This is a genomic window from Kosakonia sp. R1.Fl (assembly GCF_023516815.1).
Classification (GTDB): Bacteria; Pseudomonadota; Gammaproteobacteria; order Enterobacterales; family Enterobacteriaceae; genus Kosakonia.
Map to the genome: position 1 here is coordinate 2,003,723 of NZ_JAMGSQ010000001.1, position 19,007 is coordinate 2,022,729.

The 19,007-nt window shown below is 52.7% G+C and carries 18 protein-coding genes and 1 other annotated feature; of the genes, 13 read left to right on the forward strand and 5 right to left on the reverse strand.

The genetic code is table 11. The features are described from left to right. Nucleotides 1-3 precede the first annotated feature (3 nt). Together radA and nadR are read left to right on the forward strand one after the other, a co-directional pair. Complete coding sequence (radA, locus tag M8Q36_RS09355; RefSeq protein WP_249880706.1) at nucleotides 4-1,386, forward strand: DNA repair protein RadA; 1,383 nt, start codon at nucleotides 4-6, stop codon at nucleotides 1,384-1,386. A 29-nt stretch (nucleotides 1,387-1,415) separates the two neighbouring features. After that, complete coding sequence (gene nadR, locus M8Q36_RS09360; RefSeq protein WP_020456474.1) at nucleotides 1,416-2,642, forward strand: multifunctional transcriptional regulator/nicotinamide-nucleotide adenylyltransferase/ribosylnicotinamide kinase NadR; 1,227 nt, start codon at nucleotides 1,416-1,418, stop codon at nucleotides 2,640-2,642. Nucleotides 2,643-2,689: 47 nt separating this feature from the next. Here the strand turns inward: nadR and M8Q36_RS09365 are convergent, their stop codons facing one another. Together M8Q36_RS09365 and ettA are read right to left on the reverse strand one after the other, a co-directional pair. After that, a complete protein-coding gene (locus tag M8Q36_RS09365) occupies nucleotides 2,690-3,184 on the reverse strand; it encodes a response regulator transcription factor (RefSeq protein WP_249880707.1) in 495 nt (164 codons plus the stop codon). Nucleotides 3,185-3,509: 325 nt separating this feature from the next. Next, complete coding sequence (gene ettA / locus M8Q36_RS09370; protein WP_249880708.1) at nucleotides 3,510-5,177, reverse strand: energy-dependent translational throttle protein EttA; 1,668 nt, start codon at nucleotides 5,175-5,177, stop codon at nucleotides 3,510-3,512. Nucleotides 5,178-5,391: 214 nt separating this feature from the next. On the opposite strand from ettA, the gene sltY reads away from it, so the two are divergent. Together sltY and trpR are read left to right on the forward strand one after the other, a co-directional pair. After that, nucleotides 5,392-7,332: a murein transglycosylase gene (gene sltY, locus M8Q36_RS09375; protein WP_249880709.1), complete on the forward strand. Its 1,941-nt coding sequence runs from the start codon at nucleotides 5,392-5,394 to the stop codon at nucleotides 7,330-7,332. A 74-nt stretch (nucleotides 7,333-7,406) separates the two neighbouring features. Beyond that, nucleotides 7,407-7,736, forward strand: coding sequence for a trp operon repressor (trpR, locus tag M8Q36_RS09380; RefSeq protein WP_249880710.1), 330 nt, complete (start codon nucleotides 7,407-7,409; stop codon nucleotides 7,734-7,736). On the opposite strand, the gene yjjX is transcribed toward trpR, so the two are convergent. Then, nucleotides 7,727-8,242: an inosine/xanthosine triphosphatase gene (gene yjjX, locus M8Q36_RS09385; RefSeq protein ID WP_017457854.1), complete on the reverse strand. Its 516-nt coding sequence runs from the start codon at nucleotides 8,240-8,242 to the stop codon at nucleotides 7,727-7,729. The two genes, trpR and yjjX, sit on opposite strands and share 10 nt — an antisense overlap. A 99-nt stretch (nucleotides 8,243-8,341) precedes the next feature. On the opposite strand from yjjX, the gene gpmB reads away from it, so the two are divergent. After that, nucleotides 8,342-8,989 (forward strand): 2,3-diphosphoglycerate-dependent phosphoglycerate mutase GpmB, encoded by a 648-nt coding sequence (gene gpmB, locus M8Q36_RS09390; protein WP_020456479.1) that lies wholly within the window; start codon nucleotides 8,342-8,344, stop codon nucleotides 8,987-8,989. Here gpmB and robA read toward each other — a convergent pair. Continuing rightward, nucleotides 8,986-9,861 (reverse strand): MDR efflux pump AcrAB transcriptional activator RobA, encoded by an 876-nt coding sequence (robA, locus tag M8Q36_RS09395; protein WP_249880711.1) that lies wholly within the window; start codon nucleotides 9,859-9,861, stop codon nucleotides 8,986-8,988. The genes gpmB and robA overlap by 4 nt on opposite strands. Before the next feature lie 214 nt (nucleotides 9,862-10,075). Here robA and creA point away from each other — a divergent pair, with 214 nt between their 5' ends. From creA to creD, 4 genes are read left to right on the forward strand one after another with little or no spacing between them, the layout of a single operon-like run. Next, nucleotides 10,076-10,549, forward strand: a complete 474-nt coding sequence (gene creA, locus M8Q36_RS09400) for a protein CreA (RefSeq protein WP_249880712.1) — start codon at nucleotides 10,076-10,078, stop codon at nucleotides 10,547-10,549. 5 nt (nucleotides 10,550-10,554) lie between these two features. Next, nucleotides 10,555-11,250 carry a two-component system response regulator CreB gene (gene creB, locus M8Q36_RS09405; RefSeq protein WP_249880713.1) on the forward strand — a complete coding sequence of 232 codons (696 nt, stop codon included), beginning with the start codon at nucleotides 10,555-10,557 and terminating at the stop codon, nucleotides 11,248-11,250. Beyond that, nucleotides 11,250-12,674 carry a two-component system sensor histidine kinase CreC gene (creC, locus tag M8Q36_RS09410; RefSeq protein WP_249880714.1) on the forward strand — a complete coding sequence of 475 codons (1,425 nt, stop codon included), beginning with the start codon at nucleotides 11,250-11,252 and terminating at the stop codon, nucleotides 12,672-12,674. The genes creB and creC overlap by 1 nt, the downstream gene beginning before the upstream one ends. Before the next feature lie 57 nt (nucleotides 12,675-12,731). Then, complete coding sequence (gene creD, locus M8Q36_RS09415; protein ID WP_249880715.1) at nucleotides 12,732-14,105, forward strand: cell envelope integrity protein CreD; 1,374 nt, start codon at nucleotides 12,732-12,734, stop codon at nucleotides 14,103-14,105. 42 nt (nucleotides 14,106-14,147) lie between these two features. Here creD and arcA read toward each other — a convergent pair whose 3' ends face one another. Continuing rightward, nucleotides 14,148-14,864, reverse strand: coding sequence for a two-component system response regulator ArcA (gene arcA, locus M8Q36_RS09420; protein WP_003856501.1), 717 nt, complete (start codon nucleotides 14,862-14,864; stop codon nucleotides 14,148-14,150). Between the two features lie 94 nt (nucleotides 14,865-14,958). Here arcA and yjjY point away from each other — a divergent pair, with 94 nt between their 5' ends. The 4 genes from yjjY (at nucleotide 14,959) to thrA (ending at nucleotide 19,006) form a co-directional block, all read left to right on the forward strand. Then, nucleotides 14,959-15,099, forward strand: a complete 141-nt coding sequence (gene yjjY, locus M8Q36_RS09425; RefSeq protein ID WP_086870418.1) for a YjjY family protein — start codon at nucleotides 14,959-14,961, stop codon at nucleotides 15,097-15,099. A 398-nt stretch (nucleotides 15,100-15,497) separates the two neighbouring features. Then, the gene (locus M8Q36_RS09430) at nucleotides 15,498-16,184 is read left to right on the forward strand and encodes a tRNA/rRNA methyltransferase (RefSeq protein ID WP_249880716.1); all 687 of its coding nucleotides are present in this window, start codon (nucleotides 15,498-15,500) and stop codon (nucleotides 16,182-16,184) included. Nucleotides 16,185-16,395: 211 nt separating this feature from the next. Next, on the forward strand, nucleotides 16,396-16,464 hold the full coding sequence (gene thrL / locus M8Q36_RS09435; protein ID WP_110093700.1) for a thr operon leader peptide: 69 nt from the start codon (nucleotides 16,396-16,398) through the stop codon (nucleotides 16,462-16,464). After that, nucleotides 16,403-16,520, forward strand: a sequence feature (Thr leader region). It overlaps the preceding gene by 62 nt. Nucleotides 16,521-16,543: 23 nt before the next feature. Further along, on the forward strand, nucleotides 16,544-19,006 hold the full coding sequence (gene thrA / locus M8Q36_RS09440) for a bifunctional aspartate kinase/homoserine dehydrogenase I (protein WP_249880717.1): 2,463 nt from the start codon (nucleotides 16,544-16,546) through the stop codon (nucleotides 19,004-19,006). Nucleotide 19,007: the final 1 nt, after the last annotated feature.

Here is a 19,007-nt window from a genome sequence, read left to right on the forward strand (position 1 = left end):
ATTGTGGCGAAAGCTCCCAAACGCGCGTTTGTCTGTAATGAATGCGGTGCGGATTACCCGCGCTGGCAGGGGCAGTGCAGCGCCTGTCACGCATGGAACACCATTACGGAAGTGCGCGTTGCCGCTTCGCCCACCGTGGCGCGTAATGAGCGTCTTTCCGGTTATGCGGGGAGCGCTGGCGTATCAAAAGTGCAGAAGCTGGCGGATATCAGCCTCGAAGAGCTGCCGCGTTTTTCTACCGGTTTTAAAGAGTTTGATCGCGTGCTCGGCGGCGGTGTTGTGCCCGGTAGCGCGATTCTGATTGGCGGCAACCCCGGTGCGGGGAAATCCACGTTGTTGTTGCAGACGTTGTGTAAGCTCGCCGAGCAGATGAAAACGTTGTATGTCACCGGCGAAGAGTCATTGCAGCAGGTGGCGATGCGCGCGCACCGTCTGGGGCTGCCGACCGGCAATCTCAATATGCTGTCGGAAACCAGCATCGAACAAATCTGCATGATCGCCGAAGAGGAACAACCGAAGCTGATGGTGATCGACTCGATTCAGGTCATGCACATGGCCGACATTCAGTCGTCGCCCGGCAGTGTGGCGCAGGTGCGTGAAACAGCGGCTTATCTGACACGTTTTGCGAAAACGCGTGGTGTGGCGATTGTGATGGTCGGCCACGTCACCAAAGACGGCTCACTGGCGGGACCAAAGGTGCTTGAACACTGTATTGACTGCTCGGTGTTGCTTGATGGCGATGCGGATTCGCGTTTTCGCACCTTGCGCAGCCATAAAAACCGTTTCGGCGCGGTCAACGAACTCGGCGTGTTCGCCATGACCGAGCAGGGGTTGCGTGAAGTCAGCAATCCGTCGGCGATTTTCTTAAGCCGCGGCGATGAAGTGACCTCCGGCAGTTCGGTGATGGTGGTATGGGAAGGGACGCGACCGCTGTTAGTCGAAATTCAGGCGTTAGTTGATCACTCGATGATGTCCAACCCGCGCCGCGTGGCGGTGGGACTGGAGCAAAACCGTCTGGCGATTCTGTTGGCGGTGCTGCATCGCCATGGCGGCTTGCAGATGGCGGATCAGGATGTGTTCGTCAACGTGGTCGGCGGGGTCAAAGTGACCGAAACCAGCGCCGACTTAGCGCTGTTGCTGGCGATGGTTTCCAGCCTGCGCGACCGTCCGTTACCGCAGGATTTAGTGGTGTTTGGCGAAGTCGGGCTGGCGGGGGAAATTCGCCCGGTGCCCAGCGGCCAGGAGCGCATTTCGGAGGCTGCGAAGCATGGTTTCCGTCGCGCTATCGTCCCGGCAGCGAATGTGCCGAAAAAAGTGCCAGAAGGGATGCAAATATTTGGCGTGAAGAAGCTCGCGGATGCGCTAAACGTTTTTGACGACTTATAATTGGCTAATCTTTTTTGCAGGAGGCAACAATGTCGTCATTCGACTACTTAAAAACCGCGATTCGCCAGAAAGGCTGCACGTTACAGCAGGTAGCCGATGCCAGCGGTATGACCAAAGGCTATTTGAGCCAGCTGCTGAATGCCAAAATTAAGAGCCCCAGTGCGCAAAAACTGGAGGCGCTGCATCGCTTTCTCGATCTTGAGTTTCCCCGTCGGCAGAAAAGCATTGGCGTGGTTTTCGGCAAGTTTTACCCGCTGCACACCGGCCATATCTATTTGATCCAGCGCGCCTGTAGCCAGGTGGATGAGCTGCATATCATCCTTGGTTATGACGAAACGCGCGATCGTGAGCTGTTTGAAGACAGCGCGATGTCCCAACAGCCGACGGTAAGTGATCGCTTGCGTTGGCTGCTACAGACCTTTAAGTACCAGAAAAATATCCGTATTCATGCCTTTAACGAAGAGGGGATGGAGCCGTATCCGCACGGCTGGGATGTCTGGAGTAAAGGCATCAAAGCGTTTATGACCGAAAAAGGCATCACGCCAAACTGGATTTATACCTCCGAAGAGGCAGACGCGCCGCAGTATCGGCAACATCTGGGAATTGAAGCGGTGCTGGTCGATCCAAAGCGCACCTTTATGAATATCAGCGGTTCGCAAATCCGCGAGAACCCCTTCCGTTACTGGGATTATATTCCGACGGAGGTGAAGCCCTTTTTTGTGCGCACGGTGGCGATTCTGGGCGGAGAATCCAGTGGTAAGTCGACGCTGGTTAATAAACTCGCCAATATTTTCAATACCACCAGCGCATGGGAATATGGCCGCGATTACGTCTTTTCGCATCTTGGCGGTGACGAAATCGCGCTGCAATATTCTGACTATGACAAAATCGCCCTCGGGCATGCGCAGTACATCGATTTTGCCGTGAAGTACGCCAATAAAGTGGCGTTTATCGATACGGATTTTGTTACCACGCAGGCGTTCTGCAAAAAATATGAAGGTCGCGAACATCCTTTCGTTCAGGCATTGATTGATGAATATCGATTTGATCTGGTGATCCTGCTGGAAAATAATACCCCGTGGGTGAATGATGGACTGAGAAGTCTTGGCAGTTCTGTCGATCGTAAGGAATTTCAGGATTTGCTGGTATCAATGCTACGGGAAAATAATATCGAATATGTGCGCGTTGAAGCCGCGGATTATGACTCGCGATTTTTACAGTGCGTCGAACTGGTTAAACAGTTAATGGGGCCGTAGGCTGGAATAACAGGCCGGTCTGGTATATTCCATGGCCTGTATTTCGGTTAATTTGCCGGTTGATTACGAAAATTTTCCCAGCGGTTATGGACCTGCGTCAGTGCGGCGATTGACGGCTGATTCACCTTTCTCAACATATTATATTTGTGTGTACTGACCGTTTTGATATCCAGCCCGCTGTGAGTTAACATGCTTTTCTTTTTCCCCGCGCTAATGATATGGCTAAGCAGCATTCTCTCTTTCCTCGTTAGCGCTATTCTGCACTCCTGGCCTTGTTTATTTCGCCATGATTTATATTTTAACGTGCGGGATATGTCAGTTAACCTTGTGTCTTTCTTAATTTTTAAAAATGAATGTAATAAATAACATTCAAACGCATTGTCGTTTTGTATTATTCTGTTTAGTGTCGTTAATGTTGTGATAATAATAAAGTTATTATCAAAATCTAAAATGACGTCGTTATTATCCAGTGTTATTTTTTTCTGCTTAATAAATGTCTGTAATCCGTTTTTAAGAAAAACATCTTCCGTAATGATATGCATTAATTATAACCATACGTTCATTTATTAACTGAGGTAATGAGTATCATGTTAGCGTCTGGTCTTTGCGTTAAGCAATCCAGGGACAAAAAGGCGAATGCTAAAAGCATTGGTCTATGAAAATGAGATTGATGGATGTTTATTCTGTGGTAAGAGTTTTATTCGGGATTTTAGTTTTAGATTATTTCTGCAATGAATGCATCTGTCTCTGGATCGCGGCGAAGATAGTATGAAAACAAAAAAACTTATTTATGTGCTTATTGCAGAGGAATTCACTGAGCATTTGGGTGTGAAGCGAATGGGTTTCCCCATTCGCTTTTGTGTCGGCTTATTTAGCGATACGTTTGTACTTAATACGCTTCGGCTCCAGCGCATCCGCGCCCAGCGTGCGTTTCTTATACTCTTCGTATTCGGTGAAGTTACCTTCGAAGAACTCCACTTTGCCTTCGTCCTGGTAATCCAGAATGTGGGTGGCGATACGGTCAAGGAACCAACGGTCGTGCGAGATAACCATCGCGCAGCCCGGGAATTCAAGCAGGGCGTTTTCCAGCGCACGCAGGGTTTCGATATCCAGGTCGTTGGTCGGTTCATCAAGCAGCAACATGTTGCCGCCAACCTGTAACAGTTTTGCCAGGTGCAGACGACCGCGCTCACCGCCGGACAATTCGCCCACGCGTTTACCCTGGTCGGTGCCTTTAAAGTTGAAGCGACCAACGTATGCGCGGCTCGGCATTTCGGTGTTACCGATACGCATAATGTCCAGTCCACCGGAAACTTCTTCCCACACGGTTTTGCTGTTATCCATCGCGTCGCGGAACTGATCAACCGAGGCCAGTTTGACGGTTTCACCCAGCGTAATGGTGCCGCCATCTGGCTGCTCCTGGCCGGACATCATGCGGAACAGCGTGGATTTACCCGCGCCGTTCGGGCCGATAATGCCGACAATTGCGCCTTTCGGCACGGAGAACGACAGGCCATCAATCAGCTGGCGATCGCCGTAAGCCTTGCTGAGGTTGCTGACTTCAACCACTTTATCGCCCAGGCGAGGTCCCGGTGGAATAAACAGTTCGTTGGTTTCGTTACGTTTCTGGTATTCAGTGCTGTTGAGCTCTTCAAAGCGCGCCAGACGGGCTTTGCCCTTAGATTGACGGCCTTTCGCGCCCTGACGCACCCACTCCAGCTCTTTCTCAATGGATTTACGACGAGCCGCTTCCTGAGAGGCTTCCTGTGCCAGGCGCTGATCTTTCTGCTCCAGCCAGGAAGAGTAGTTGCCTTCCCATGGAATACCTTCACCACGGTCAAGTTCGAGGATCCAACCGGCGACGTTATCGAGGAAGTAACGGTCGTGGGTAATCGCCACCACGGTGCCTTCGAAATCGTGCAGGAAGCGTTCCAGCCAGGCAACGGACTCGGCGTCCAGGTGGTTGGTCGGTTCGTCGAGCAGCAGCATGTCCGGCTTTTCCAGCAGCAGACGGCACAGCGCGACGCGGCGGCGTTCACCACCAGAAAGATTGGCAATCTTTGCGTCCCAGTCCGGCAGGCGCAGCGCGTCGGCGGCGCGTTCCAGTTGCACATTCAGGTTATGACCGTCATGCGCCTGGATAATCTCTTCCAGCTTGCCTTGTTCTGCCGCCAGTTTGTCGAAATCCGCTTCTGGATCGGCATACAGCGCATACACTTCATCCAGACGTTTCAGAGCCCCGACCACTTCGGATACGGCTTCTTCAACCGATTCACGTACGGTCTGCTCCGGGTTCAACTGCGGTTCCTGCGGCAGGTAACCGATCTTAATGCCAGGCTGCGGGCGGGCTTCACCTTCGATGTCTGTATCGATGCCGGCCATGATGCGCAGCAGGGTAGACTTACCGGCACCGTTAAGACCCAGCACGCCAATTTTTGCGCCCGGGAAGAAGCTTAGCGAGATATTTTTCAGAATATGACGTTTCGGCGGGACAACTTTGCCGACACGATGCATGGTATATACGAATTGAGCCACGTTGGACTTCGCCTCTTTGTAATGAGAGTGGTATTCAACAGCGGAGTGTAGCCGTTTTCGTTGCTTAATCCCAGCCAGCCGCGCCAGGTGTGTTAAATCACGCCAGAAAGGTAAAAAAGTGTGCGCAACGTGGCGCGTTACGAGTTGCGCGGTTAGCATTAACGCATTACGCGGCATGACGCTGCAAAAACGTGACAGATAAGAGGAAAGAGCTGTGCAGAGAGCTAAACATGTCGCCTGGCGATTCGCGGCGGCCTGCGTTTGTTTGCTGTCCCTCAGCAATGTGGCGCGAGCAGATTCACTGGATGAACAACGTAACCGTTACGCGCAGATTAAAACCGCGTGGGACAACAAACAGATGGATGTGGTGCAGCAATTGCTGCCCACGCTACAAACGTATCCGCTTTACCCGTATCTGCAATATCGTCAGATTACCGACGATCTGATGAATCAACCCGCAATTACGGTGACCAACTTTGTGCAGGCCAACCCGACGCTACCGGCGGCGCGCACGCTGAAATCTCGCTTTGTTAATGAACTGGCCCGGCGGCAAGACTGGCGCGGGTTGCTGGCGTTCAGCCCGGAGAAACCTGCGACTACCGAAGCACAATGTAACTACTACTTTGCGAAATGGAATACCGGTCAGGCAGACGAAGCCTGGGCAGGTGCGAAAGAGCTGTGGTTAAGCGGTAAAAGCCAGCCCAACGCGTGCGATCAGCTGTTTGGCGCATGGCGCGCTTCCGGGAAACAGGATCCGTTGGCGTTTCTGGAGCGTATTCGCCTGGCGATGAAAGCGGGTAATACCAAACTGGTGACACTGCTGGCCGGGCAGATGCCGCCTGATTATCAAACCATTTCGGCGGCTATCATCAACCTTGCCAATAATCCATTGAGCGTAATGTCCTTCGCCACCACCACCGGCGCAACGGATTTTACCCGTCAGATGGCCGCGGAAGCCTTTGAAAGCGTTGCGCGTCAGGATGTCGAAAATGCTCGCTTAATGATCCCGTCGCTGGTGCAGGCGCAGCAGTTGAATGAGGAACAAACCCAGACGCTGCGTGATATTGTCGCATGGCGGTTGATGGGCAATGACGTCACCAGCGATCAGGCGCGCTGGCGTGATGATGCAATCATGCGCTCGCAATCAGTCTCTTTGCTGGAGCGCCGCGTGCGTATGGCGATTGGTAACGGCGATCGTCGTGGGCTGAATACCTGGCTTTCGCGTTTGCCGATGGACGCCAAAGAGAAAGACGAGTGGCGCTACTGGCAGGCGGATTTGTTGCTGGAGCGCGGACGCGAGGATGAAGCCAAAGAGATCCTCCACGCCCTGATGAAGCAGCGTGGTTTTTACCCGATGGCGGCTGCGCAGCGGCTGGGTGAAGATTACTCGATGCAGATAGACAAAGCGCAGGGAAATGTCTCCGCAACGCTAACGCAGGGTGCAGAAATGGCGCGCGTTCGTGAGCTGATGTACTGGGGGCTGGATAACACCGCGCGCAGTGAGTGGGCGAATCTGGTGACCAGCCGAACCCAGCAAGAGCAGGCGCAGCTGGCGCGTTATGCCTTTAATCAGCACTGGTGGGATCTGAGTGTGCAGGCCACGATTGCCGGCAAGTTGTGGGATCAACTTGAAGAGCGTTTCCCGCTGGCGTATAGCGATCTTTATGCCCGCTACACCAGTGGCAAAGGGATTTCACAAAGCTATGCGATGGCGATATCTCGCCAGGAGAGTGCCTGGAACCCAACGGCGCGCTCCCCGGTTGGCGCGGCAGGTTTAATGCAGATTATGCCGGGTACCGCCACGCACACAGTGAAGATGTTTAACATTCCCGGCTACAGCAACTCTGGCCAACTGTTTGATCCGGAAACGAATATCAATATCGGCACCAGCTACCTGCAATATGTTTATCAGCAGTTTGGCAATAACCGTATTTTCTCGTCGGCAGCCTATAACGCCGGGCCGGGAAGAGTGCGCAGCTGGCTGAACAACAGCGGCGGCAAACTGGATGCGGTGGCGTTTATTGAGAGCATCCCGTTCTCGGAAACGCGCAGCTATGTGAAAAACGTGCTGGCTTACGATGCTTATTACCGCTATTTCCTGAGCGGAGATAAGCCGGTTGTCTTTAATGATGCTGAATGGCAGCGCCGTTATTGATTTCTGTGGTTTATGCTATGATGTGTACTCGCTAAAGAGTACACATCAGTAAACCTTTAACAGGGCGGCAAATTATGACTCAGCAATCACCCTATTCCGCGGCGATGGCCGAACAGCGCGATCATGAGTGGCAACGCTTCGTTGATCTGGTCCGGCAATCTTACGAAAAGGATCTACACATTCCATTGCTTAATCTGATGCTTACGCCAGATGAGCGCGAGTCGTTAGGTACAAGAGTGCGAATCATTGAAGAACTGCTGCGCGGCGAGATGAGCCAGCGTGAACTGAAAAGCGAGCTGGGGGCAGGTATCGCGACCATTACTCGTGGTTCAAACAGCCTGAAAGCCGCGCCTGCTGATTTACGTTTATGGCTGGAGCAGACGCTGCTGAATACTCAGCGATAAATCGCGTTGTGAAAGGGGCTGAGCGCCAGAATCACCGCCTGGTGGTAAACGCTTTCGCGAGTAAGTTTACCTGCGGTAAAAACGCCGATGGCACCCTCTTTGCGGCCGATCTCATCAATTCCGCTATACCGCGACATTACTGGCCCGAGCGCTTCACCGGCGCGCACTTTCTGCAAAATGATCTCCGGTAGCGGCAGCGTTGCCGAGCGGGCTTCACCTTGCTGATGATTGCTTTCTATCACCACCCAACTAAACGTACTGCCTTCGTCGATCCCGGCTTCGATAGCCACCCAGAAATCCGCTTCGGGGCGCGCATGGCGGGCATTGGCCACGCGATTTCGTGCGCCAGTACGCGTTTCTTCACTGCCAAACGGCTGTTCCGGTACGCCGCTATCGACGGAAACGGCGTCTATATGGCAGGATCCTTCGCCGAAGATCTCGTTAAAAGCGTGCAGAATCGCCCGAATTTTCGCGGGATTGGTGGTAGCTGAGACAACATGGTGCATAATTAATAACGGCATGTTCGGAATGAGACGCGTTCTTTTACCCCGGACAGAGACCTTCCTCAGATAATAAATTCATCGCAGTATAATGGATAAAAAAGCATGTTACAGGTATACCTTGTTCGCCACGGTGAAACGCAGTGGAACGCCGAGCGTCGTATTCAAGGCCAGTCAGACAGTCCGTTAACCGAAAAAGGGGAGAAGCAGGCGTGGCAGGTGGCTGAGCGCGCAAAAGCGCTGGGCATTACCCACGTTATTGCCAGCGACCTTGGCCGAACCCGCCGGACGGCTGAGATCATCGCTGAAGTCTGTGGTTGCGATATCACCTTTGAGCCGCGTTTACGCGAACTGGACATGGGCGTGCTTGAACGCCGTCATATCGATTCCCTGACCGAAGAAGAAGAGAGCTGGCGTCGCCAACTGGTGAATGGCACGGCCGATGGCCGTATTCCTGATGGCGAATCGATGCAGGAGTTAAGCGATCGTATGCACGCGGCGCTGGCAACCTGCCTGGAGCTTCCCGAAGGGAGCCGCCCGTTGCTGGTCAGTCACGGTATGGCGCTGGGCTGCCTGGTGAGCACGATCCTTGGGCTGCCGGCTTATGCTGAACGCCGCCTGCGCCTGCGCAACTGCTCCATTTCCCGTATTGATTATCAACAGAGTCCGTGGCTGGCTTCCGGCTGGGTGGTGGAAACCGCAGGAGACGTCTCGCATCTGGACGCCCCAGCGCTGGATGAGTTGCAGCGTTAACGGCGAATAGGCACCAGATACTCGCAGCGGATGTGCGCTGGCGGCTCGCCGTCTTCGCGCGGCTCTTCATGCTGCGGATAAAAATGCTCAATATCCTGGCCTTTACGGCGCGTGAGGTTAAGCATCGGCATGCACGTTCCGTAAACGGTCAGGATGAAATCCTGAAAACCGTGCGGTGAACCTTCATAAGCGAAGGAGATGTAGTCGCCGCCTTCCAGCAACACCGGCTGCGCGTTGCTCAGATAGCCGTTCGCCATCTCCGGCGTTAGCGCTGTGGTGTAAAACACTTCCTGTTCGTCATCCTTTTCCAGGCTTGGGCGCGGCTCATGCAGGCCAAACATTTCCGGTGGAATTTTCGGTGAATTGCTCAAGAATTCCCGCCAGAACTGAATGCGCATTTGATTACGAAAATCGGAGATCTCCTCCAGCGCACAGGTGTAGCTCTGGGTGGTGCCAATAAGTTGCATTGGCGGCAGGGTGACAAAGTCATGTTTTGGCATGGTAAATTCGCCAAGACGCATCGGCGGGCGAATGCCAAACGCGCTCCAGTCTGGTGAACGGCGATAGAGCGCAGGGGTGACAGCAAACTGTTTTTTGAAAGCGCGGGTGAAGGTTTGTTGCGAATCAAAGCGGTATTGCAGGGCAATATCCAGAATGGGCCGGGCAGTAAGGCGCAGAGCAACAGCGGATTTTGACAGACGACGCGCACGAATATAAGCGCCGATGGCATGACCGGTCACGTCTTTGAACATCCTTTGCAGGTGCCACTTGGAATAGCCCGCTTTTGCCGCCACATTATCCAAAGCGAGCGGCTGATCCAGATGGCTTTCCAGCCAGGAAAGTAAGTCGCGAATGATCCCAGCCTGATCCATACAATATCCTCTTCCTTAAAACAGCATTAACGCCTGATACCAGGCAACGGATAATAACGGGTTTTTAGGTGTTTAGCATTCGGTGTTTTTTTTGTGCACAAATGCGCATTGTGACTGATTTTCATCATAAATTTTGTAAATTAGTGATCTGCAAACAGTTTCTCATTTGAAAGCTGAATAGTTGCTCAACGTAATATTCAAAAATGGTAACAATATGAAATATACAAAGTTAATCCTTCCTGTCGTGATGTTGGCCGCGCTGGGCTCTGCCCAGGCAGAACAAATTGGTTCCGTGGATACGGTGTTTAAAATGTTTGGGCCGGATCACAAAATTGTGGTCGAAGCGTTTGATGATCCTGATGTGAAAAATGTCACCTGTTACATCAGCCGGGCGAAAACCGGCGGTATCAAGGGCGGGCTGGGGCTGGCGGAGGATACGTCCGATGCCGCTATCTCTTGCCAGCAGGTTGGTCCGGTTGAGTTGAGCGATAAGATCAAAAACGGTAAGGCGCAGGGCGATGTGGTTTTCCAGAAACGAACATCGTTAGTCTTCAAGAAATTGCAGGTGGTGCGTTTCTATGACGCGAAACGTAACACACTGGCATATTTAGCTTATTCCGATAAAGTGGTCGAAGGATCGCCGAAAAACGCCTTAAGCGCGGTACCCATCATTCCCTGGAGTAAATAAGCCCAATGTCTACGCCGCAACCGCTGATTTGGCTGGTAGAGGATGAAACCAGCATCGCTGAAACGTTGATTTACATGTTGCAACAGGACGGCTTTGCCGTCACCGCGTTTGAGCGGGGTTTGCCGGTGCTGGATGCGGCGCAGCATCGTCTGCCTGAGCTGGCGATTCTGGACGTCGGCCTGCCGGATATTAGCGGTTTTGAACTTTGTCGTCGACTACTGGCGCGTGCGCCCGCGTTGCCGGTGCTGTTTCTTACCGCGCGCAGTGATGAAGTCGATAAGCTGCTGGGGCTGGAGATGGGCGCGGATGATTACATTGCCAAGCCCTTCTCACCGCGTGAAGTATGCGCCAGAGTGCGCACGGTGTTGCGAAGATTGCAAAAGGCATCTCTTCACAGCGAAATGCGGCGAATCGGCCAGTTTGAGTTGGACGAGGATGCCGCGATTATTCGCTGGTGCGGCGAAACGCTGCTGCTGACCCGCTACGAATTTCTGTTGTTGAAAACGTTACTGTTGGCACCAGGACGTGTTTTTTCTCGCCAGCAATTGATGGATCAAGTCTGGAGCGATGCTCAGGAGAGTTTCGACCGCACCGTCGATACTCATATCAAGACCTTGCGCGCTAAGCTACGCGCCATCAATGCTGAACTTACTCCTATCAATACGCATCGCGGTATGGGCTACAGCCTGGGGATCCGCTGATGCGCATTGGCATGCGCCTGTTGCTGGGGTATTTCCTGATCGTGGCAGTTGCCGCATGGTTCGTGCTGTCGATCTTTGTTCAGGAGATCAAACCCGGTGTACGACGCGCCACCGAAGGGACACTTATTGATACCGCGACGCTGCTGGCGGAGCTGGCTCGCGAAGATTTACGCTCTGGTCACGCGCAGGATGGGCGCCTGGCGCAGGCTTTCTCAACGTTAAATCATCAGCCAATCAATGCGCATATCAGCGGGATCCATAAAGTGCGCAATGAGTATCACGTCTACATGACCGACAGCACCGGGCGCGTGGTGTTTGATTCGTCAGGAAAGGCGCAGGGTCAGGATTACTCACGCTGGAATGATGTCTGGCTGACGCTGCGCGGGAATTACGGCGCGCGTAGCTCGCTGGCGGATGCCAGTAACCCGCAGAGTACGGTGATGTATGTTGCCGCCCCGGTGACCGATCAAGGCCGCATTATCGGCGTAATCAGCGTGGGTAAGCCAAACAGCGCGATGGAACCGGTGATTAAACGCAGCGAGCGGCGCATCTTATGGGCCGGCGGCGCGCTGCTGGGCATTGCGTTGCTCATTGGTGCAGTCATGGTCTGGTGGATCAATCGCTCAATTGGCAAGCTGGCGCGCTACGCTGATTCCGTTACAGAAAACCGTCCGGTTCCTTTACCCGATTTAGGCAGCAGCGAGCTGCGTAAACTGGCGCAGGCGCTGGAAAGTATGCGTGTGAAACTGGAAGGCAAAAATTATATCGAACAGTATGTTTACGCCCTGACGCATGAACTGAAAAGCCCGCTGGCAGCCATTCGCGGCGCGGCGGAGATCCTGCGCGAAGGGCCGCCGCCAGACGTTGTGACACGTTTTACCGACAATATTCTTACGCAAAATAGCCGCATGCAGAATCTGGTGGAGAAGTTGTTACACCAGGCGAAACTGGAAAACCGGCTGGAAATTGCGTTTGCGGCAGTGGATGTCGGTATGCTTTTTCGCCAGTTGCAGGAGCAACGCAGTGTTATGTTATCGGCGAAAGGGTTAACTCTGCAGATTGACGCTGCTGATGCGGTGGCAGCAGGGGATAGTGAATTACTGGCTCAGGCGTTGGGTAATTTACTCGATAACGCCATTGATTTTACGCCGCCAGGCGGTGAGGTGGTGTTACGCGCCAGCCGGGAAGCTGACGCGCTGGTGTTAACGGTCAGCGACAGCGGTTCAGGTATCCCGGATTATGCATTGCAGCGCGTTTTTGAACGCTTTTATTCGCTGCCGCGTGCCGACGGGCAAAAAAGCAGTGGGCTGGGGCTGGCGTTTGTCCAGGAAGTCGCGCGGCTGCATCATGGTGATATTCGCGTTCTGAACCGCCCGCAAGGGGGTTGCGAAGCCCGGCTGACACTTCACCCACACTTCACATAACTTCAAATCCTTCACACATAGCCTCACTACTCTGCGCGAATCACTAAGGAGAAGGCTATGTTGAAATCCCCCCTGTTCTGGAAAATGGTAACGCTGCCAGGTTGTCTTTGTGTTCTGCTTATCCCGCTGACGCTGCTGAGCGGCTTAATTGGCGAACGCGCGAATTATCGTAACGATGTGACGGATACGCTGCGCCAGAGCAGCTCTGGCAGTCAAAAATTGGTCGGGCCGTTGATCGCCATCCCGGTGACTGAAACGGTGGTTTCCCTGGAAAAAGCCAACGACAGCGAGGCCCCCAAAGAGGTGCGGCGTAAACAAAGTTATCTTCGTTTTTGGTTACCAGAATCACTGATGGTTAACGGCAAACAGCAGATCGAAACCCGCAAGATCGGCATTTATGATGGACAAATCTGGCACAACGACATCGAGATCAATGCTGAATTCGACCCAAAGCGGCTGGATATCAAAGCCGATGAAAATATCTCCCTCGGCGAGCCATTTCTTGTTTTAGCGTTGAGTGATTCGCGCGGTATTGGCCAGTTGCGTACCACCAGGTTGAATGGCGAGACACTCAGCGTTGAACCAGGAACCGGGCTGGCAAGCGATCTGCAGGGCGTGCATATGCCGTTGTCGACGGCGAATTTGCAGCAATCGCTGAAGCTGACTATGGCGTTTAGTTTGAGCGGAACTGGTGATTTTTCCGTGGTGCCGCTGGGGCGAAATAGCGAGATGACACTGAATGGCGACTGGCCGCATCCGGGTTTTATGGGCGATTTTCTGCCGGAAAAACGCACGGTGAGCGCCAGTGGTTTTCAGGCGCACTGGCAAAGTAGCTGGTTTGCCAACAATCTGGACAGCAAAATGCGTACTGCCGGGGTGCTGTCTGCCAGCAAAAGTTGGGAATTGCCTGCTTTCAGCGTTAACATCGCCACACCTGCCGATCAGTACCAGTTGACCGACAGAGCGGTTAAATACGCGATTTTGCTGATCGTGCTGACTTATCTCGCGTTTTTCGTTTTTGAGAGTTTAACCGCGCGACAGATGCATCCGATGCAATATCTGCTGGTGGGGTTATCGCTGGTGATGTTCTACCTGGTGTTACTGGCGCTTGCTGAACATACCGGATTCACCATTGCATGGGGTGTTGCCAGTGTGCTGGGCGCATTGCTAAACGGTGTCTATTTGCAGGGCGTATTGAAAAGCTGGCGTGCGGGGTTGTCGTTTAGTATCGCGCTGTTAGTGCTTGATGCGGTGATGTGGAGCCTGCTGAACTCCGAAGATAATGCGCTGTTGCTCGGCACCGGTGTTCTGTTTATCGCCTTAAGCGCTGTGATGGTGTTAACGCGCAGGATCGACTGGTATGCGCTTTCTGGTTCGGTGAAGAAAATACCGCAACCCGTGCGTGACGAAGAATTACGCATCTGGAAATAAAAAAAGCGGCGCTTTGCGCCGCTTTTCCATCATTATTCTGGCTTATTCCTGCAAATCACCGCAGAAACGGTAACCTTCACCGTGAATGGTGGCGATGATTTCCGGAGTATCCGGCGTCGATTCGAAATGTTTACGAATACGACGGATAGTCACGTCGACCGTACGATCGTGTGGCTTCAGTTCACGACCGGTCATTTTTTTCAGCAACTCAGCACGAGACTGAATTTTGCCCGGGTTTTCGCAGAAGTGCAGCATCGCGCGGAATTCGCTGCGCGGCAGCTTATACTGCTCGCCGTTCGGGCTAATCAGTGAACGGCTATTAATATCCAGTTCCCAGCCGTTGAATTTGTAGCTGTCAACGCTGCGGCGTTCTTCGCTGACCGTGCCCAGATTCATGGTACGGGAAAGCAGGTTGCGTGCGCGGATAGTCAGTTCACGTGGGTTAAACGGTTTGGTGATGTAGTCGTCGGCACCAATTTCAAGGCCCAGAATCTTATCGACTTCGTTATCACGGCCTGTCAGAAACATCAGCGCGACATTCGCCTGCTCACGTAATTCACGCGCCAGCAAAAGACCGTTCTTACCCGGCAGATTGATATCCATGATCACCAGGTTGATATCATTTTCAGAAAGGATCTGATGCATTTCAGCGCCATCTGTCGCTTCAAAGACATCGTAGCCTTCTGCTTCGAAAATGCTTTTTAACGTGTTGCGTGTTACCAACTCGTCTTCAACAATAAGAATGTGCGGGGTCTGCATGTTTGCTACCTAAATTGCCAACTAAATCGAAACAGGAAGTACAAAAGTCCCTGACCAGCCTGGTGCATGTCGAAAATTAACATGACGGCGTAACATGACTAAAGTACGTAATTGCGTTCTTGATGCACTTTCCATCAACGTCAACAACATCATTAGCTTGGTCGTGGGCACTTTCCCTCTGAACCCGACAGTGTCAAAAACGGCTGTCATCCTAACCATTTTAACAGCAACATAACAGGCTAAGACGTAAATGACACCCAATAAAACTACGCTTCGTTGACATATATCAAGTTCAATTGTAGCACGTTAACAGTTTGGAGAAATCTTGATAGCCAAATGCTAGCGTTTCTTACAATTTTTCAATAAACCAACTAGTTGCGCATATTAATTGATAAACAGGGCGAATCCAATACAAGTGGGAAATTCTGTATTAAAATGCCATGAATAAACATAGGGATAAGTCCCTTCTGTTAACATCTTAGCAGGTAATATCACTGATAAATAGTTTAGCTTTTTTTAACCGTAGGCAAGGGCTAAATCAGTGATTTGTGTTACATAATTGTAAATTCGCACCGCGTAGTATGATGACAAAGGTCACATTTCCCCGTGGTCTCAGGAAGAAGAGAAAGTAAAATGCAATTGGCTGTTGTTCTTGTCTCCCCCGCGAGAGCGGAAAATGTCGGTGCCGCTGCCCGCGCTATGAAGACCATGGGGTTTAGTGATTTGCGTATCGTTGATAGCGAGGCGCACTTGCAAGAAGGCGCGCGCCGCGTGGCGCACGGCTCGGGCGATCTCCTTGATAATATTAAAACTTATGCAACCCTTGCCGATGCGCTGGTGGATATTCCCTTTACCATCGCCACCACGGCGCGCAGCCGGGCGAAATTCCATTACTACGCGACACCAGCGGAACTGGTTCCCTTGTTACAAGAGAAAAGCACGTGGTTGAGTAGTGCTGCGCTGGTGTTTGGCCGTGAGGATTCCGGGCTTACCAATGAAGAACTGGCACTGGCAGATATTTTAACGGGTGTTCCGATGGTGGCGGATTATCCTTCACTTAATCTCGGCCAGGCGGTGATGGTGTTCTGCTATCAATTAGCATCTTTAATGCAACATACTCCGAAAGAGGCAGCCTCGGTTGACGGTAATCAGTTGCAGGCGTTGCGTTTGCGAACTCGCGGATTACTGGAAAAATTAGGCGTGGCGGATGACATTAAAATGGCCGACTGGCTCGATCAGCGTCTTGGTCTGCTCGAACAGCGCGACACTGCAATGTTGCATCGTTTGCTGCACGATATCGAAAAAAAACTCGCCGAGTAAATCGCTGACATAACGTTTTTTTATAGTTAAAGTCACTGTTATACATGGTGGGAATGATCCTAATTGATTGAAAGTGACGTCTGTTCCAGCGCAGCCAGCAACAACTGCAAGAGGGCGAAAAATAAAAATAAATTGACTTGAGCAGGCAGATACTTTAACCAATATAGGCATACAGCACAGACAGATAATGATTACAGAGCACACAACATCCATGAAACGCATCAGCACCATTACCACAATTACAACCATCACCATTACCACAGGTAACGGTGCGGGCTGACGCGTACAGGAAACACAGAAAAAAGCCCGCACCTGAACAGTGCGGGCTTTTTTTTCGACCGGAGATTAAGGGGTAAACCATGCGAGTGTTGAAGTTCGGCGGTACATCAGTGGCAAATGCGGAGCGTTTTCTGCGTGTTGCCGATATCCTGGAAAGTAATGCCAGGCAGGGGCAGGTGGCCACCGTGCTTTCTGCCCCGGCGAAAATTACTAACCATCTGGTGGCAATGATCGAAAAAACGATTGGCGGCCAGGATGCGATTCCGAACATTAGCGACGCCGAGCGTATCTTCGCCGACCTGCTGCAAGGGCTGGCGGATGCGCAACCGGGCTTTCCCCTCGCACAATTAAAAGCTTTTGTTGAACAAGAGTTCGCGCAGATCAAACATGTTTTGCATGGCATCAGCCTGCTCGGCCAGTGTCCGGACAGCATTAACGCCGCGTTAATTTGCCGTGGTGAGAAACTCTCCATCGCCATCATGGCGGGGTTACTGGAAGCGCGCGGTCACAAAGTCAGCGTTATCGATCCGGTTGAGAAATTGCTCGCGGTCGGCCATTACCTTGAATCAACGGTCGATATCGCTGAATCTACTCGCCGTATCGCCGCCAGTCGCATTCCTGCGGATCATATGGTGCTGATGGCTGGTTTCACCGCCGGGAATGAAAAGGGTGAACTGGTGGTGCTTGGGCGTAACGGTTCCGACTATTCTGCTGCCGTACTCGCGGCCTGTCTGCGCGCAGATTGTTGTGAAATCTGGACCGATGTCGACGGCGTTTATACCTGCGACCCGCGCCAGGTGCCAGACGCCAGGTTGCTCAAGTCGATGTCGTACCAGGAAGCCATGGAGCTTTCCTACTTCGGCGCCAAAGTTCTTCACCCCCGTACCATCACCCCCATCGCACAGTTTCAAATTCCTTGCCTGATCAAAAACACCGGAAACCCGCAAGCACCGGGTACGCTGATTGGCGCGACCTCTGATGAAGATGGTCTGCCGGTCAAAGGCATTTCGAATCTGAATAACATGGCGATGTTCAGCGTCTCCGGTCCGGGGATGAAGGGCATGGTCGGCATGGCGGCTCGTGTGTTTGCCGCGATGTCGCGCAACGGCATTTCCGTCGTGTTGATCACCCAGTCGTCCTCGGAGTACAGCATCAGCTTCTGTGTGCCGCAATCCGATTGCGCCCGGGCCCAGCGCGCCATGAACGAAGAGTTTTATCTCGAATTGAAAGAGGGCCTGCTGGAGCCGCTGGCGGTGATGGAGCGTCTGGCGATCATCTCTGTCGTCGGCGACGGTATGCGCACTTTGCGCGGGATTTCAGCGAAGTTTTTTGCGGCGCTGGCGCGCGCGAATATTAATATTGTGGCGATTGCTCAGGGCTCCTCCGAACGCTCGATCTCCGTGGTCGTTAGCAACGACGATGCCACCACCGGCGTGCGCGTCACGCACCAGATGCTGTTTAACACCGACCAGGTGATCGAGGTGTTTGTGATTGGCGTCGGCGGTGTCGGTGGCGCGCTGCTGGAACAGCTAAAGCGCCAGCAAACATGGCTGAAAAACAAACATATTGATCTGCGTGTTTGCGGTGTGGCGAACTCGAAAGCGCTGCTGACCAATGTTCATGGCCTGAATCTGGATAACTGGCAAGCGGAAATGGCGCAAGCCAAAGAGCCGTTTAACCTGGGCCGCCTGATTCGTCTGGTGAAAGAGTATCACTTGCTGAACCCGGTGATTGTTGATTGTACTTCCAGCCAGGCGGTGGCCGACCAGTATGCAGATTTCCTGCGAGAAGGTTTCCACGTTGTGACGCCGAACAAAAAAGCCAATACCTCATCGCTGAATTATTACCATCAACTGCGTCGCGCGGCGGAAAAATCGCGGCGTAAATTCCTGTACGACACTAACGTTGGTGCGGGCTTGCCGGTGATTGAAAACCTGCAAAACCTGCTGAACGCCGGGGACGAGCTGCAGCATTTCTCCGGTATTCTTTCCGGTTCCTTGTCGTTTATTTTCGGCAAGCTGGATGAAGGCGTGAGCCTGTCGGCGGCAACGAATCTTGCCCGTGAAATGGGCTACACCGAGCCGGATCCTCGAGATGATCTCTCCGGTATGGATGTAGCGCGTAAGCTGCTGATTCTGGCGCGCGAAACCGGTCGTGAACTGGAGTTGTCGGATATTGTCATCGAACCGGTGCTGCCGGCGAGTTTTGACGATTCAGGCGATGTTGAGAGTTTTATGGCGCGTCTGCCGGAACTGGATGATGATTTTGCCGCGCGAGTCGCAAAAGCGCGCGATGAAGGTAAGGTGCTGCGTTATGTTGGCAACATTGAAGAAGATGGCACTTGCCGGGTGAAAATCGCGGCAGTTGATGGCAACGATCCGCTATTCAAAGTGAAAAACGGCGAGAACGCGCTGGCGTTCTACAGCCACTATTACCAGCCGTTACCGCTGGTACTGCGCGGCTATGGCGCGGGTAACGATGTGACAGCAGCGGGCGTGTTCGCCGACCTGCTGCGCACCCTGTCCTGGAAGTTAGGAGTCTGAG